Consider the following 13,856-nt stretch of genomic DNA (forward strand, 5'->3'; position numbering starts at 1 on the left):
ATGCTGGATCCAGTCTCCACCCACGACCCCTACGTCCGTGTCCGCGGCGCCCGCGAGCACAACCTCCGGGCCGTGGACGTCGACGTCCCCCGCGACGCCCTCACCGTCTTCACCGGCGTCTCCGGCTCCGGGAAGTCCTCGCTCGCCTTCGGGACGATCTACGCGGAGGCCCAGCGCCGCTACTTCGAGTCCGTCGCGCCGTACGCCCGCCGGCTCATCCACCAGGTGGGCGCCCCGAAGGTCGGGGAGATCACCGGACTCCCCCCGGCGGTCTCCCTGGAACAGCGCCGCGCCGCGCCCAGCGCCCGCTCCTCCGTCGGCACGGTCACGACCCTGTCGAACTCGCTGCGGATGCTCTACTCCCGCGCCGGCGACTACCCGGCCGGGGCGCCCCGGCTCGACTCCGACGCCTTCTCCCCCAACACCGCCGCGGGCGCGTGCCCGTCCTGCCACGGGCTCGGCCGGATCCACGAGACGAGCGAGGAGCTGCTGGTCCCCGACCCGGACCTGTCGATCCGGGAGGGCGCCGTCGCGTCCTGGCCGGGCGCCTGGCAGGGCAAGAACCTGCGCGACGTCCTCGACGCCCTCGGGTACGACGTCGACCGGCCGTGGCGCGAGCTGGACCCGAAGGACCGGGAATGGATCCTCTTCACCGACGAACAGCCGGTCGTCACGGTCCACCCCGTCCGTGAGGCGGGCCGGATCCAGCGCCCCTACCAGGGCACGTACACCGGCGCCCGCCGGCTCGTCCTGCGCACCTACTCCGAGTCGAAGAGCCCGGCGCTGCGGGCCAAGGCGGAACGCTTCCTCACGAGCGCGCCGTGCCCGGTGTGCGGCGGGAGCCGGTTGCGTCCCGAGGCGATGGCCGTCACCTTCGCCGGCCGGACCATCGCCGAACTCGCGGCGCTGCCGCTGACCGCCCTGGCGGAGGTGCTGACCCCGGCCGCCGCCCCGGACGGCACCGGCACGGCGGCCGGCGCCCCCGCCGACGCGACCGACCGCCCGGCCCCCGCCCCCGCCGGCCCGGAGACCGCCCGCGTCCTCGCCCAGGACCTGCTCGCCCGGATCGCCACCGTCACCGAACTCGGCCTCGGCTACCTCTCCCTGGACCGCACCACCCCCACCCTCTCCAGCGGAGAGCTCCAGCGGCTGCGGCTCGCGACCCAGCTCCGCGCCGGGCTCTTCGGCGTCGTGTACGTGCTCGACGAACCGTCCGCCGGTCTGCACCCGGCCGACACCGAAGCCCTCCTCGTGGTCCTCGACCGGCTGAAGGCGGCCGGCAACACGGTCTTCGTCGTCGAGCACCACCTGGACGTGGTCCGGCACGCCGACTGGCTCGTCGACGTCGGTCCGCGCGCCGGGGAGCACGGCGGCCGGGTCCTGCACAGCGGTCCGCCCGAACTCCTCGCGCACGTCGAGGAGTCGGCCACCCGCCGTTTCCTCTTCGACCGGCCCCCCGTGCCGGAGCGGCCCGCGCTCGTCCCCGGGCGATGGCTGCGCACCGGCCCCGTCACCCGGCACAACCTGCGCGGCGTGGAGGCCGTCTTCCCCCGGGGCGCCCTGACCGCCGTCACCGGCGTCTCGGGCTCCGGTAAGTCCACCCTCGTCGGGGCGCTCACCGAGGAAACCGAGGGCGCCGGACGGACGGTGACGGTCGATCAGCGGCCCATCGGCCGCACCCCGCGCTCCAACCTGGCCACGTACACCGGCCTCTTCGACGTGGTGCGCAGGCTGTTCGCGGAGACCGAGGAGGCGAGGGCCCGCGGCTACAAGGTCGGGCGCTTCTCCTTCAACGTGCCGGGCGGCCGCTGCGAGACCTGCCAGGGCGAGGGGTTCGTCTCGGTGGAGCTGCTGTTCCTGCCGAGCACGTACGCGCCCTGCCCCGACTGCCGCGGCGCCCGCTACGACCCGGAGACCCTCCAGGTGCGGCTGCGCGGACTGACGATCTCCGAAGTCCTGGACCTGACCGTGGAGTCGGCGGCCGAGTTCTTCGCGGACGTACCGTCGGCGGCCCGCAGCCTCACCACCCTCCTCGACGTCGGTCTCGGCTACCTGCGGCTCGGCCAGCCCGCCACCGAACTGTCCGGCGGCGAGGCGCAGCGCATCAAGCTGGCCGCGGAGCTCCAGCGCCCGCGCCGCGCCCACACCCTGTACGTCCTCGACGAGCCGACCACGGGGCTGCACCCGGCCGATGTCGAGGTGCTGGTGCGGCAGTTGCGGGGCCTCGTGGACGGCGGCCACACGGTGGTCGTCGTCGAGCACGACATGGACGTGGCGGCCGGAGCGGACTGGGTGATCGACCTCGGGCCGGGCGGCGGCGAGGCCGGAGGCCGCGTCGTCGCCGAGGGTCCCCCGGCCCGGGTGGCGCGCTCGGCGGAGAGCCGCACCGCGCCGTACCTGGCCCGGGCCCTGGGGATCCCCGGCGGAACCGGCTAGCCGTTCCGGCCGGTGGTGGAGCCGAAGCCGAGCCAGGTGTGGCGGTTGTTCCACCAGCACCAGCCGACCTTGGGCGCGCCCTTGCGCTCCTTGCCGTCGCGGCCGGTGCCGTTGCTGATCCAGATGGCCGGGGTGCGGGCGTCGAAGGAGCCGTTGGGCTTGCGGAGGCGCGAACCGATGGTCATGAAGCACTTGTTGCGCTCCAGGACCTCGGGGCGCTGGAGCAGCCAGTGGATGCCCTCGGTGAGGAGCAGCGGGGTGCGTCCGGCGGCGGTGAGGGCCGGAAGGGCCTCCTCGGGCGACCAGTTGCCCATGTGGTCGCCCCGGTCCGGGCCGTGGACCAGGTAGAAGGGGCCGTCGGGGAGCTCCACGCCCTGCGGGGCGAAGGAGTCGGCGTCCTCCATGTCGACCACGACGAAGCCGGGCTTGTCCGCGAGCCTGAGCAACGGGGCGAGGGCCGAGGCGGGCGCGGCGTCCGGGTGGACGGCCAGCAGGGAGCCGGCCGGGGCGTCGGCGGCGGCCTTCTCGGCGTAGGCCCTCAGCTCACCGGTGTCGACGCCGGTGAGGGCGGGCACCCCGAGCTCGATGAGCCGCTCGGCCTGGTCGGCGAGCGGGGGAAGCGGGAACGTGCTGGTGAAGGCGTCGGCGGTCGGGGCGGTGCTGTGCGCGTCGGGCAAGGTTCTCCTCGGTCGGGATGGCGTCGGCCCGGGGAAAACGGCCCGGGCCGACGCTTTGTTCCCGGCGGGGGGAGACTTTCTCACCTCGCCTTGCGGTTCCCGGCAGGGGGAGGCCTTCTCACCTCGCCTTGCGGTTCCCGGCAGGGGGTAGGCCTTCTCACCTCACCTTGCGCCGGGCCCGCAGCCACTCCTTGTTCATGGCCGCGATCGAGGGCAGCGGGATGCCCTTGGGGCAGGCGGTGGCGCACTCGCCGGTGAGGGTGCAGCCGCCGAAGCCCTCGGCGTCCATCTGGGCGACCATGTCGAGCACCCGGGTCTCGCGCTCCGGGGCGCCCTGCGGCAGCACGTTCAGGTGGTTGACCTTGGCGGAGGTGAAGAGCATCGCCGAGCCGTTCGGGCAGGCGGCGACACAGGCGCCGCAGCCGATGCACTCGGCGTGCTCGAAGGCGAAGTCGGCGTCCGCCTTGGGGACGGCGGTGGCGTGGGCCTCGGGCGCGGAGCCGGTGGGGGCGGTGACGTATCCGCCGGCCTGGATGATCCGGTCGAAGGCGGTGCGGTCGACGACGAGGTCCTTGACGACCGGGAAGGCGGAGGCCCGCCAGGGTTCGACGTCGATGGTGTCGCCGTCGCGGAAGGAGCGCATGTGGAGCTGACAGGTGGTGGTGCGCTCGGGGCCGTGGGCGTCGCCGTCGATGACGAGGCTGCAGGCGCCGCAGATGCCCTCGCGGCAGTCGTGGTCGAAGGCGACGGGGTCCTCGCCGCGCAGGATGAGGTCCTCGTTGAGGGTGTCGAGCATCTCCAGGAAGGACATGTCGGGGGAGACGCCGTCCACCTCGTAGGTGACCATGGCGCCCTCGGCGCCGGAGTTCTTCTGGCGCCAGACGCGCAGGTTGAGCTTCATGCGTAGCTCCGCTGGGTGGGGTGGACGTACTCGAAGGCGAGGTCCTCCTTGTGGAGGACGGGGGCGCCGCCGGTGAACTCCCAGGCGGCGGCGTAGGCGAACTCCTCGTCGCGGCGGGCGGCTTCGCCGTCCGGGGTCTGGGACTCCTCGCGGAAGTGGCCGCCGCAGGACTCGGCGCGGTTCAGGGCGTCGAGGCACATCAGCTCGGCGAGTTCGAGGTAGTCGACGATCCGGTTGGCCTTCTCCAGGGACTGGTTGAGCTCCGCGCCGGTGCCGGGGACCTTGATGCGGCGCCAGAACTCCTCACGGATCTCGGGAATCCGGCGGAGCGCGGTGCGCAGTCCCTCCTCGGTGCGGGCCATGCCGCAGAACTCCCACATGACTTCGCCGAGTTCGCGGTGGAAGGAGTCGGGGGTGCGGTCGCCGTCGACGGAGAGGAGGAGGTGGAGCCGGTCCTCGGTCTCGGCCAGTGCCTCGCGGACGGCGGGGTGTTCGTCGGTGACGGGCTCGGCCTGCGGGTGGCGGGCGAGGTAGTCGTTGATGGTGGCCGGCAGGACGAAGTAGCCGTCGGCAAGGCCCTGCATGAGGGCGGAGGCGCCGAGCCGGTTGGCTCCGTGGTCGGAGAAGTTGGCCTCGCCGATGGCGAAGAGGCCGGGGACGGTGGTCTGGAGGTCGTAGTCGACCCAGAGTCCGCCCATCGTGTAGTGGACGGCCGGGTAGATCCGCATGGGGACCTCGTACGGGTTCTCCGCCGTGATCCGCTCGTACATGTCGAAGAGGTTGCCGTACTTGGCCTCGACGGCCTTGCGGCCCATCCGGGCGATGGCGTCGGCGAAGTCCAGGTAGACGCCCTGGCCGCCGGGGCCCACTCCCCTGCCCTCGTCGCAGACGTTCTTCGCGGCGCGGGAGGCGATGTCGCGGGGGACGAGGTTGCCGAAGGAGGGGTAGATCCGCTCCAGGTAGTAGTCGCGCTCGTCCTCGGGGATCTCGGCGGCGGGGCGGGTGTCGCCCTTGGCCTTCGGCACCCAGATGCGGCCGTCGTTGCGGAGCGACTCGCTCATCAGGGTCAGCTTCGACTGGTGGTCGCCGGTGCGCGGGATGCAGGTGGGGTGGATCTGGGTGAAGCAGGGGTTGGCGAAGTACGCGCCGCGCCGGTGGGCCCGCCAGACGGCGGTGGCGTTGGAGTTCATCGCGTTCGTCGACAGGTAGAAGACGTTGCCGTAGCCGCCGCTGGCGAGGACGACGGCGTCCGCGTAGTGGGTGGAGACCTCGCCGGTGATCAGGTCGCGGGCGACGATGCCGCGGGCCCGGCCGTCGACGACGATCAGGTCGAGCATCTCGGTGCGGGCGTGCATCTCGACGTTGCCGGCGGCGATCTGCCGGGAGAGCGCCTGGTAGGCGCCGAGGAGGAGCTGCTGGCCGGTCTGGCCGCGGGCGTAGAAGGTGCGGGAGACCTGGACGCCGCCGAAGGAGCGGGTGTCGAGGAGGCCGCCGTACTCGCGGGCGAAGGGGACGCCCTGGGCGACGCACTGGTCGATGATCTCGACGGAGATCTGCGCGAGCCGGTGGACGTTGGACTCGCGGGCGCGGAAGTCGCCGCCCTTGACGGTGTCGTAGAAGAGGCGGTGGACGGAGTCGCCGTCGTTGCGGTAGTTCTTGGCGGCGTTGATGCCGCCCTGGGCGGCGATGGAGTGGGCGCGGCGGGGCGAGTCCTGGAAGCAGAACTGGACGACGTGGTAGCCCTGTTCGGCGAGGGTGGCGCCGGCGGAGCCGCCGGCGAGGCCGGTGCCGACGACGATGATCCGGTGCTTGCGCCGGTTGGCGGGGTTGACCAGCTTCGCCTCGAAGCGGCGGGTGTCCCACCGTTCGGCGATGGGGCCGGCCGGGGCCTTGGTGTCGGCGATCGGTTCGCCGGTGCGGAAGTCGAGGTAGCTCATGGTCAGTTCACCACTCCGGTCATGACGCCGACGGGGACGGCGATGAATCCCGCGGTCAGGACGAGCGCGAGGAGGTTCGCCGTGAGGCGCAGGGCGCGTTCGCGCCGGGCGTTGCCGACGCCGAGGGTCTGGGCGGCGCTCCAGAAGCCGTGCCGGACGTGGAGGCCGACGGCGAGCATGGCGACGATGTAGATCGTGTTGCCGTACCAGGTGGAGAAGGTGTCGATGACGTTCTGGTAGGGCCTGCCCTCCTCGAAGCCGCCGGGGTGGACGGTCCCGGTGGTGAGGTCGAGGACGTGCCAGACGATGAAGAGAGCGAGGATGATCCCGCCCCAGCGCATGGTGCGGGTGGCGTAGGAGGAGCCCTTGCGCCGGTGGGCGTACCGGGTGGGGCGCGCCTTGATGTCGCGGCGGCTGAGCTGGTACGCGGAGACGGCGTGCGCGCCGACGGCGGCGAGGAGCGCGATCCGGGCGATCCAGAGTCCCCACTGGTGGTGCAGGACGGGTGCGCCCATCACCCGCAGCCAGTGGCCGTAGGCGTTGAACTCCTCGGGGCCGAAGAAGACCTTGAGGTTTCCCGCGACGTGCGCGACCAGGTAGGCGAGCATGACGAGGCCGCTCACGGCCATGACGGTCTTCTTGCCGATGGTCGACGACCAGAAGCCGCGGGTCGGGGTGCGGGACGGCGGGCGGGCGGGGGCCGCCTCGCGGTCGGACGCCGAGCCCTTCGCGGCCGTGTCCTTCGCGGCCGCCGTGTCCTTGCTGGGTGCCAGAGCCATGCCTTCGACGCTAGGGCCGAAGGACCCGAGAGGTCCAAGACATGGTCCAGCTGATATCCATAGGCTGAAGCTATGCGTGTGCCCTAGGCTGGGCTTCATGCAGTTCCAGCAGCTCCTCTACTTCGTGGCCGTCGCCGAGACCCGCCACTTCACCCGGGCCGCCGAACGCGTCCACGTCTCCCAGCCCTCCCTCTCCCAGCAGATCAAGGCGCTGGAGCAGGAGCTGGGCGCGGAGCTCTTCAGCCGGGCCCGGGGCAACATCGCGCTCACCGACGCCGGCGAGGCCCTCCTCCCGCTGGCCCGCCGGATCCTCGCCGACACCGAGACCGCCCGCCGCGAGGTCCAGGAGCTCGCCCAGCTCAAGCGCGGCCGGGTCCGCCTCGGCGCCACCCCCAGCCTCTGCACCGGCCTCCTCCCCGACGTCCTGCGCGCCTTCCACGACCTGCACCCGGGCATCGAGCTGCTCATCGACGAGGGCGGCTCGCACGACCTGGTGCGGAAGCTGGCCCGCGGCTCCCTCGACCTGGCGCTCGTCGTGCTGCCCCTGCCCTCGCCGTCGCCGGCGCTGACCACGGTCGAGCTGCTGCGCGAGGACCTGGTGGTGGTCTCGGCGGCCTCCACGCCGCCGCCGCGCCGGCCGGTGCGGATCACCGACCTGCGCGATCAGCCGCTCGTCATGTTCCGCCACGGCTACGACCTGCGGGAGCTGACCGTCGGGGCGTGCCGGGCGGCCGGCTTCGAGCCGACGTTCACCGTCGAGGGCGGCGAGCTGGACGCGGTCCTCGGTTTCGTGCGGGCCGGGCTCGGGCTCGCCGTCGTCCCCGCCATGGTCGCCGCCCGGGCCGGCCGCGACCTGCGCGTCACCGCGCTCGCCCGGCCCGGTCTGCGCCGCACGATCGCCCTGGCCCACCGCAGCGACGTCGCCCCGCCGCGCGCCGCCCGCGAGCTCCAGAAGCTGCTGATGGCCTCGCGGCGCGGCAGGACGGGCCCGGACGCCGCGCGGTGAGGGCTCAGGGTTCGATGAGCCCGGCCCGGATCGCGTACCGGGTCAGTTCGAGGCGGTCGCGCAGCCCGAGCTTCTGGAGGATGTTGGCGCGGTGCCGCTCCACCGTCTTCGGGCTGATGAAGAGCAGGTCGCCGATCTCCTTCGAGGTGTGCCCCTCGGCGACCAGCTTCAGGATCTCCTCCTCGCGCTCGGTGACCGGCCGCTCGGGCAGCCCCGCGCCGGAGCGCACCCGGTCGAGGTAGCTGCGGATCAGCGCCGTCTCCGCGCCCGGGTAGATGAACGGTTCGTCGCGCAGCGCCGACCGGCAGGCCTCGACGAGGTCCCGGTCGGCGACGGACTTCGGCACGTACCCGTTGGCGCCGGCCCGCAGCGCCTCGAAGAAGTACTCCTCGTTGTCGTACATCGTCAGCATCAGGATCCGCAGCCCGGGCCGCAGCCGGGCGAGTTCGCGCGCCGCCTGCAGCCCGGTCATCCGGGGCATCGCGATGTCCAGGACGGCGAGGTCGAGCCCGTCGTCCGAGCGCGCGGCGGCGACCGCCTCGGCCCCGTCCCCCGCCTCCGCGACGACCTCCAGGTCCGGCTCCCCGTCGAGGATGAGGCGCACCCCGCGCCGCACCAGCGCGTGGTCGTCGACGAGGAGGATCCGGGCGGGCGGGCGTACGGCGGAGGTCATCGCTCGTGTCCAGGGGTCGGGGCCGACGGGGGAACGGGATCGGTGGAGGATACGGGCTCCGCCACGGACGCGCGTACGGAAAGCGGAACGCGCCCGGCGGCGGGCGCGGATGCGGAAAGGGGGGCGAGCCCGGCGGCGGAGGCGGGCGCGGAAAGGGGGGCGAGTCCGGCGGCGGGAGCGGATGCGGCCGCGTCCCCACGCGCGCGTGCCGCCGCCGGTGCCGGTGCCGGCAGGTCGAGGCGCACCTCCGTACCGCCTTCCTCCCCCGGTCCGATCCACAGGTCGGCGCCGACGAGCAGGGCGCGCTCGCGCATGCCGCCGATCCCGGCGCCCTCCTCGGCGCCGGCCGTGCCCCGGCCGTCGTCGCGGACGACGAGGCGCGTGCCGCCGCCCGGGGCCGGGCCGAGGCGCACGTCGACGTGGCCGGCGGCGGCGTGGCGGGCCGCGTTGGTGAGGCTCTCCTGGGCGACCCGGTAGACGACGAGCTCCGTCGCCGGGTCGAGGGGACGCGGGACGGGCGCGAGGTGGGTGGTCACCCGGAGGCCCGGGGTGGAGAGTTCGCCGGCGAGGGAGCGGAGCGCGCTGTGCAGGCCCAGTTCCTCCAGGACCCCGGGCCGCAGCCGGCGGGCGATCCGGCGGATCTCCTCCAGGCCCGCCCGGGTGGTCTCCTGCGCCTGCCGCAGGTCCTCGCGGAGTTCCGCCGGCGCGTGGTCGGCGGTGTGCCTGAGCTGGAGGAGGACGGCGGTGAGGGTCTGGCCCACCTCGTCGTGGAGCTCGCGGGCGATCCGCTGGCGCTCCGCCTCCTGCGCGGTGAGGACCCGGCCGGTGCTCGTGGCCCGCTCGGCCTCCAGCCGGTCCAGCATGGCGTTGAAGGCGGCGGTCAGGTCGGCGATCTCGCCGCGCCCGGACACCTCGGCCCTCGTGCCCGGCTTGAGCAGGTCGGCCGTGGCCATGGCGCGGCCGAGCCGGCCGAGCGGGGCGAGGCCCACGCGCAGCAGCAGCGCGTTGAGGACGAGCATGAGGACGAGGCCGCAGACCACGACGACCGCCTCGCCGAGGAGGACGGGGGTGGAAACGGTGACGGGTCCCAGGAGGAGCCCCGCGGCGAGGACGAGGACGGCCGCGTTCAGGAGGAAGATCCGTCCGTACAGTGACACGTCCCGCTCTCTCTCCCCGACTCCACCGGCCTGGCCGGCCCGGCCGGCCGATCACCCGGCCGCCCGCGCTGACCTGCGAAGAAGCCTACGTCCCCGCCCCATCGTCGCCGCCGTCCGGGCCCCTGTCCATCCGTGCCGGCACCCATGCGCGAAGGGCCTCCGGCATGACAGCATGTTCCGGCCGCGGCCCCGGAACTCCCGCCTCCGTGGAGGGGCACCGGCCTCCTCGCCGCGCGCGCCCACGCCATCCGACGACACGAGGAGTCCGGGCCGTGCCCACTTCACGGATGAGTTCGACGCCGCTTCCCGGCATCGGCGTCCAGTACGACCTCACCACCCGGGAGCACCGGCACCTGTCGGTGATCGCCCATCGCGACGGCACCCGCACGGTCAACGTCTACCGGTCCGACGACCCCGACGCCTGCCTGCAGTCGCTGCACCTGACCGCCGGGGAGTCCGCCGCGTTCGTCGACGCGCTGATGCCCGCCCACCACAGCCCGAACCTGCTCCACACCACCGAGCTGGGCCTGGTCGCCGAGCGCATCGAGCTGTCCTCGGCCTCCCACTGGAACGGCCGCACCCTCGGCGAGACCCGCATGCGCACGGAGACCGGCGTGTCCATCGTCGCCGTCCTGCGCCGCGCCGACGCCGTCCCCTCCCCCGGTCCCGGCTTCCGTCTCGCCGGCGGGGACACCCTCATCGTCATCGGCACCCACGAGGGCGTGGACGCCGCCGCCACCATCCTGGGAAGGGAGTGATCGGTGCACTCGTCCGCCGTCTTCCTCATCGAGTTCGGAGCGATCATCCTCGGCCTCGGCCTGTTGGGCCGGGTGGCGGGGCGGTTTCGGTTCTCGCCCATACCCCTGTACCTGCTGGCCGGGCTCGCGTTCGGGAAGGGTGGGCTGCTGCCGTTGGGGGCGAGCGAGGAGTTCGTCGCCATCGGTGCCGAGATCGGGGTGATCCTGCTGCTCCTGATGCTCGGTCTGGAGTACACGGCGACCGATCTGGTCTCCAATCTGAAGACGCAGTACCCGGCCGGGCTCGTGGACGGCGCGCTCAACGCGCTGCCGGGTGCGGCGATGGCACTGCTGCTCGGGTGGGGACCGGTGGCGGCGGTGGTGCTGGCGGGGGTCACGTGGATCTCGTCGTCCGGTGTCATCGCGAAGGTCCTCGGGGACCTGGGGCGGCTGGGCAACCGGGAGACGCCGGTGGTGCTGAGCATCCTGGTCCTGGAGGACCTGGCGATGGCGGTGTACCTGCCGATCGTGACCGCCCTGCTGGCCGGAGCCGGGCTCGCGGCCGGGAGTGCGACGCTCGCGATCGCGCTGGGCGTGGCCGGGCTCGTGCTGTTCGTGGCCGTGCGGTACGGGCGGGTGATCTCGCGCTTCGTGTCGAGCGACGACCCGGAGAAGCTGCTCCTGGTGGTGCTGGGGCTGACGCTGCTGGTCGCGGGGATCGCGCAGCAGCTCCAGGTCTCCGCGGCCGTCGGCGCGTTCCTCGTCGGCATCGCGCTGTCGGGTGAGGTCGCGGAGGGCGCGCACCATCTGCTGAGCCCGCTGCGGGACCTGTTCGCCGCCGTGTTCTTCGTCTTCTTCGGGCTGCACACCGATCCGGCCAGCATCCCGCCGGTGCTGCTGCCCGCCCTGGCCCTCGCCGTCGTCACCGCGGGCACGAAGATCGCCACCGGGTACTGGGCGGCGCGCCGCAACGGGATCTCCGCGAAGGGCGCGTGGCGGGCCGGCGGGACGCTGGTGGCCCGGGGCGAGTTCTCCATCGTCATCGCGGGGCTCGCGGTCTCGGCCGGGATCGAGCCCTCGCTGGGCCCGCTGGCCACCGCGTACGTCCTCATCCTCGTCGTCATCGGCCCGCTGACGGCCCGGTACACGGAGCCGGTCGCCACCTGGGCGACGGGCCTGCGCCGCCGGGCGCCGCTGGACCCGGGGCCCGCGGAGGAGCGGCTGCCGCTGCCCGAGCCGGTCCGCCACGAGCGCTGACGGCCCGGAGGGGTCCGGCCGCCCCCGGGCCCGTCGGCCCGGGGGCGGCCGAAATCCGCGTGCGGGCCGGTCGGGCGGGCTGCGAGCATCACGGGATGGACCACGCTCTCGAACGTCTGCTCGTCCGGCACACCCTGCGGCTGCCCGTGCCCGCCGGTCCCGCCGGGGACGGCTCCGCCGCCGCCCTGCGGTTCGACGCCGCGCTGCGGACGGCGGGCTTCGCCCTGTCGCCCTCCCTGCTGAGGGAGTTGTCCGGGCGGCCCGGCGAGACCGTCGTCGAGCTGGCCCGCCGGGCGCTGGAGGCGGTCCGCGAGCGGGTCGGCGACCACGTCCGGCACAACGCCTACTTCATCGACTTCCCCCGCAACGTCCCCGACACCCAGGAGTTCTGGCTGTCGTGCGTCCTGAAGGCGCTCGACGACCCCGAGGCCCGGGAGGCGGTCGAGGCGCAGCCGAGTGCCGGGGTCCTGAACCTGCTGACGCTGCCCGCGTACGGCCGGTACCCGCACACGTACGAGGAACTGCTCGCGGCGCACGCGGAGTTGACTCCGTCGGGCGGGGACCGATTGACCGTGCTGCATCTCGGCGGTCCCACCGGGGAGGAACTCGGCGCGCTGTACCTGTCGTTGGCCGGTTCCGTGACGCCGTTGGGCGAGGAGCACCTGGCCGATCTGGCGGTGCTCGCCGCGCACTGCGCGGACGGGCCGCAGCCGGCGGAGATCCCGGTCCGGGAGAACCGGGCCGTGGTCAACGCCGCCCGGCTGCGGGCCGGCGCGGCGCCGCTGCTCGACACCGTCACGGACGTGCTGCGGCTGGCCTGCGCGCTGTCGGACGGGGACGTGACGCTGCGCGAGCGGACCCGTTTCCGCTCGCTGTCCCGGCCGCTGCGGCGGATCCTGCTGGCCGCCCTCGACGGCGTGGTGGCGGCGGCTCCGGAGAAGCTTGCCGACGTCGCGCCGTACCGGGAGGCGTGGAAGCGGCTCGGGGAGCGGCTGCACCCGCACGCGTACCCGGCGTGGCCGCACGCCGCCGAGGTCTTCGCGGTGGCCCGGGGCGAGTCGCGGGCGCCGTCGCTGGACTCCCGGGTGGAGGCGCTGCTCGCCCGGGACGACGTGCCGGGGGCGGCGGACCTGCTGGCGTCGGCGGCGCCGGGCCGGCTCTTCCGGGCGCTCGACCGGCTGCTGCGTACGGCGGCGGACGAGGCCGGGCGGGAGGCGGTGCTCGCCGCGGTGGAGCGGTCCGGGTCGCGCGTGGCGGGCCGCGTGGTGCTGTCGGTGCGCGAGCACGTGCAGAACCGGGGAGCCGGACGCGGCGCCGGGCGGCGGGTGTTCGTGAACCGGGCGGGCGGCGCCTGGGTGGCGCCCGACACCCGCCCGGCGCTTCCGGCGGGCGTACGGGAGCGGCTGGTGGCGCTGCTCGACGCGGAGACGCGCCGCAGGCTGCCGGTGCCGGAGCGGATCCTCGTCGCCCCGGAGGCGCTGGACGTGGCGCTGCCGCTCAGCGGCCGGGCGTCGTCCGGGGGCTTCGGGGTGCTGCCGCGCGGCTCGGTGTCGCCGGTCGACGGAGAGCTGCTGCGCTTCTTCATGTACTGGAAGCAGACCCGGCTGACCACTGACCTGGATCTGTCGGCGCTGGTCCTGGACGAGCGGTACCGGCCGGTCACCTGGCTGTCGTACACGGCGCTGGCCGACGTCGAGGGCGTGCACTCCGGTGATGTCGTCGCGGCTCCGGACGGGGCTTCGGAGTTCATCGACCTGCGGCTCGACGCGGTGCGCGGCACGTACATCGTGCCGCAGGTGCACGTCTTCGAGGGCGAGGGCTTCGAGGCGACGGAGGAGTCGTTCTTCGGGTTCATGCTGCGCGACCGGGAGCAGCGGGGCCGCCCGTTCGAGCCGCGCACGGTCCGGATGAAGTCGGATCTGCGGGGGCCGGGCCGGGTGGCGCTGCCGCTGGCGTTCCGGCGGGACGACGAGGGACGGTGGCACGCGCACTGGCTGCACCTGTGCCTGCGGGGCGCGCCGGCGGCGAACCGGGTGGAGGACCACCGGGTGTCGGTGACGGTGCTGCTGCGCGGTCTGATGGGGCGCCGACCGCTGACGGTCGGTCACCTGGTGCGCCTGATGGAGGAGTCGGGATCCGCCGTGACGCTGTGGGAGGGGGGCGAGGTGCCCGAGGAGCCGGTGACGTATCTGGGTCTGGAGCGGCCCGACGGGCTCGCCGAGGGGTCCGTCGTCGTGACGCCGGAAAATCTGCGCGACCTGATCCCCGCCTGAGTGTTACGGTCGGTGCGGGGCGA

11 protein-coding genes are annotated in these 13,856 nt (G+C 73.8%); 5 read left to right on the plus strand and 6 right to left on the minus strand.

Annotation, left to right across the window (positions count from 1 at the left end):
* Positions 1 to 2,436, plus strand: coding sequence for an ATP-binding cassette domain-containing protein (locus tag IE245_RS25765; RefSeq protein WP_189951651.1), 2,436 nt, complete (start codon positions 1 to 3; stop codon positions 2,434 to 2,436).
* Here IE245_RS25765 and IE245_RS25770 read toward each other — a convergent pair.
* The 4 genes from IE245_RS25770 to IE245_RS25785 all read right to left on the minus strand — a co-directional run bounded on the left by IE245_RS25770 (position 2,433) and on the right by IE245_RS25785 (position 6,730).
* The gene (locus IE245_RS25770; protein WP_189951653.1) at positions 2,433 to 3,113 is read right to left on the minus strand and encodes a DUF5701 family protein; all 681 of its coding nucleotides are present in this window, start codon (positions 3,111 to 3,113) and stop codon (positions 2,433 to 2,435) included. The genes IE245_RS25765 and IE245_RS25770 overlap by 4 nt on opposite strands.
* 157 nt (positions 3,114 to 3,270) lie before the next feature.
* The gene (locus IE245_RS25775) at positions 3,271 to 4,014 is read right to left on the minus strand and encodes a succinate dehydrogenase/fumarate reductase iron-sulfur subunit (protein ID WP_189951655.1); all 744 of its coding nucleotides are present in this window, start codon (positions 4,012 to 4,014) and stop codon (positions 3,271 to 3,273) included.
* Positions 4,011 to 5,951: a fumarate reductase/succinate dehydrogenase flavoprotein subunit gene (locus tag IE245_RS25780; protein ID WP_189951657.1), complete on the minus strand. Its 1,941-nt coding sequence runs from the start codon at positions 5,949 to 5,951 to the stop codon at positions 4,011 to 4,013. Before IE245_RS25780 ends, IE245_RS25775 begins: the two co-directional genes overlap by 4 nt.
* Positions 5,952 to 5,953: 2 nt before the next feature.
* On the minus strand, positions 5,954 to 6,730 hold the full coding sequence (locus tag IE245_RS25785; protein WP_189951659.1) for a succinate dehydrogenase: 777 nt from the start codon (positions 6,728 to 6,730) through the stop codon (positions 5,954 to 5,956).
* Between the two features lie 97 nt (positions 6,731 to 6,827).
* Between IE245_RS25785 and IE245_RS25790 the strand changes: the two genes are divergently transcribed.
* Positions 6,828 to 7,736, plus strand: a complete 909-nt coding sequence (locus tag IE245_RS25790; RefSeq protein ID WP_189951661.1) for a LysR family transcriptional regulator — start codon at positions 6,828 to 6,830, stop codon at positions 7,734 to 7,736.
* 4 nt (positions 7,737 to 7,740) lie between these two features.
* Here IE245_RS25790 and IE245_RS25795 read toward each other — a convergent pair whose 3' ends face one another.
* Together IE245_RS25795 and IE245_RS25800 are read right to left on the minus strand one after the other, a co-directional pair.
* Positions 7,741 to 8,409, minus strand: coding sequence for a response regulator (locus tag IE245_RS25795; RefSeq protein WP_189951663.1), 669 nt, complete (start codon positions 8,407 to 8,409; stop codon positions 7,741 to 7,743).
* Complete coding sequence (locus IE245_RS25800) at positions 8,406 to 9,566, minus strand: HAMP domain-containing sensor histidine kinase (RefSeq protein WP_189951665.1); 1,161 nt, start codon at positions 9,564 to 9,566, stop codon at positions 8,406 to 8,408. Before IE245_RS25800 ends, IE245_RS25795 begins: the two co-directional genes overlap by 4 nt.
* A 287-nt stretch (positions 9,567 to 9,853) precedes the next feature.
* On the opposite strand from IE245_RS25800, the gene IE245_RS25805 reads away from it, so the two are divergent.
* The 3 genes from IE245_RS25805 (at position 9,854) to IE245_RS25815 (ending at position 13,833) form a co-directional block, all read left to right on the plus strand.
* On the plus strand, positions 9,854 to 10,324 hold the full coding sequence (locus IE245_RS25805; protein WP_189951758.1) for a cation:proton antiporter regulatory subunit: 471 nt from the start codon (positions 9,854 to 9,856) through the stop codon (positions 10,322 to 10,324).
* 3 nt (positions 10,325 to 10,327) lie between these two features.
* Complete coding sequence (locus tag IE245_RS25810) at positions 10,328 to 11,560, plus strand: cation:proton antiporter (RefSeq protein WP_229851501.1); 1,233 nt, start codon at positions 10,328 to 10,330, stop codon at positions 11,558 to 11,560.
* Positions 11,561 to 11,655: 95 nt separating this feature from the next.
* Positions 11,656 to 13,833 carry a TerD family protein gene (locus tag IE245_RS25815; RefSeq protein WP_189951667.1) on the plus strand — a complete coding sequence of 726 codons (2,178 nt, stop codon included), beginning with the start codon at positions 11,656 to 11,658 and terminating at the stop codon, positions 13,831 to 13,833.
* The last annotated feature ends 23 nt before the right edge of the window (positions 13,834 to 13,856 follow it).

It is taken from the genome of Streptomyces roseolus (genome assembly GCF_014649855.1).
In the GTDB taxonomy this organism is placed as follows: Bacteria; Actinomycetota; Actinomycetes; order Streptomycetales; family Streptomycetaceae; genus Streptomyces; species Streptomyces roseolus.

Bases quoted from the DNA above. Each gene is read 5' to 3' on its own strand.
- IE245_RS25765 (WP_189951651.1), top strand. From the start codon at position 1: ATGCTGGATCCAGTCTCCACCCACGACCCCTACGTCCGTGTCCGCGGC.
- IE245_RS25775 (WP_189951655.1), bottom strand. From the start codon at position 4,014: ATGAAGCTCAACCTGCGCGTCTGGCGCCAGAAGAACTCCGGCGCCGAG.
- IE245_RS25780 (WP_189951657.1), bottom strand. From the start codon at position 5,951: ATGAGCTACCTCGACTTCCGCACCGGCGAACCGATCGCCGACACCAAG.
- IE245_RS25785 (WP_189951659.1), bottom strand. From the start codon at position 6,730: ATGGCTCTGGCACCCAGCAAGGACACGGCGGCCGCGAAGGACACGGCC.
- IE245_RS25790 (WP_189951661.1), top strand. From the start codon at position 6,828: ATGCAGTTCCAGCAGCTCCTCTACTTCGTGGCCGTCGCCGAGACCCGC.
- IE245_RS25795 (WP_189951663.1), bottom strand. From the start codon at position 8,409: ATGACCTCCGCCGTACGCCCGCCCGCCCGGATCCTCCTCGTCGACGAC.
- IE245_RS25805 (WP_189951758.1), top strand. From the start codon at position 9,854: ATGAGTTCGACGCCGCTTCCCGGCATCGGCGTCCAGTACGACCTCACC.
- IE245_RS25815 (WP_189951667.1), top strand. From the start codon at position 11,656: ATGGACCACGCTCTCGAACGTCTGCTCGTCCGGCACACCCTGCGGCTG.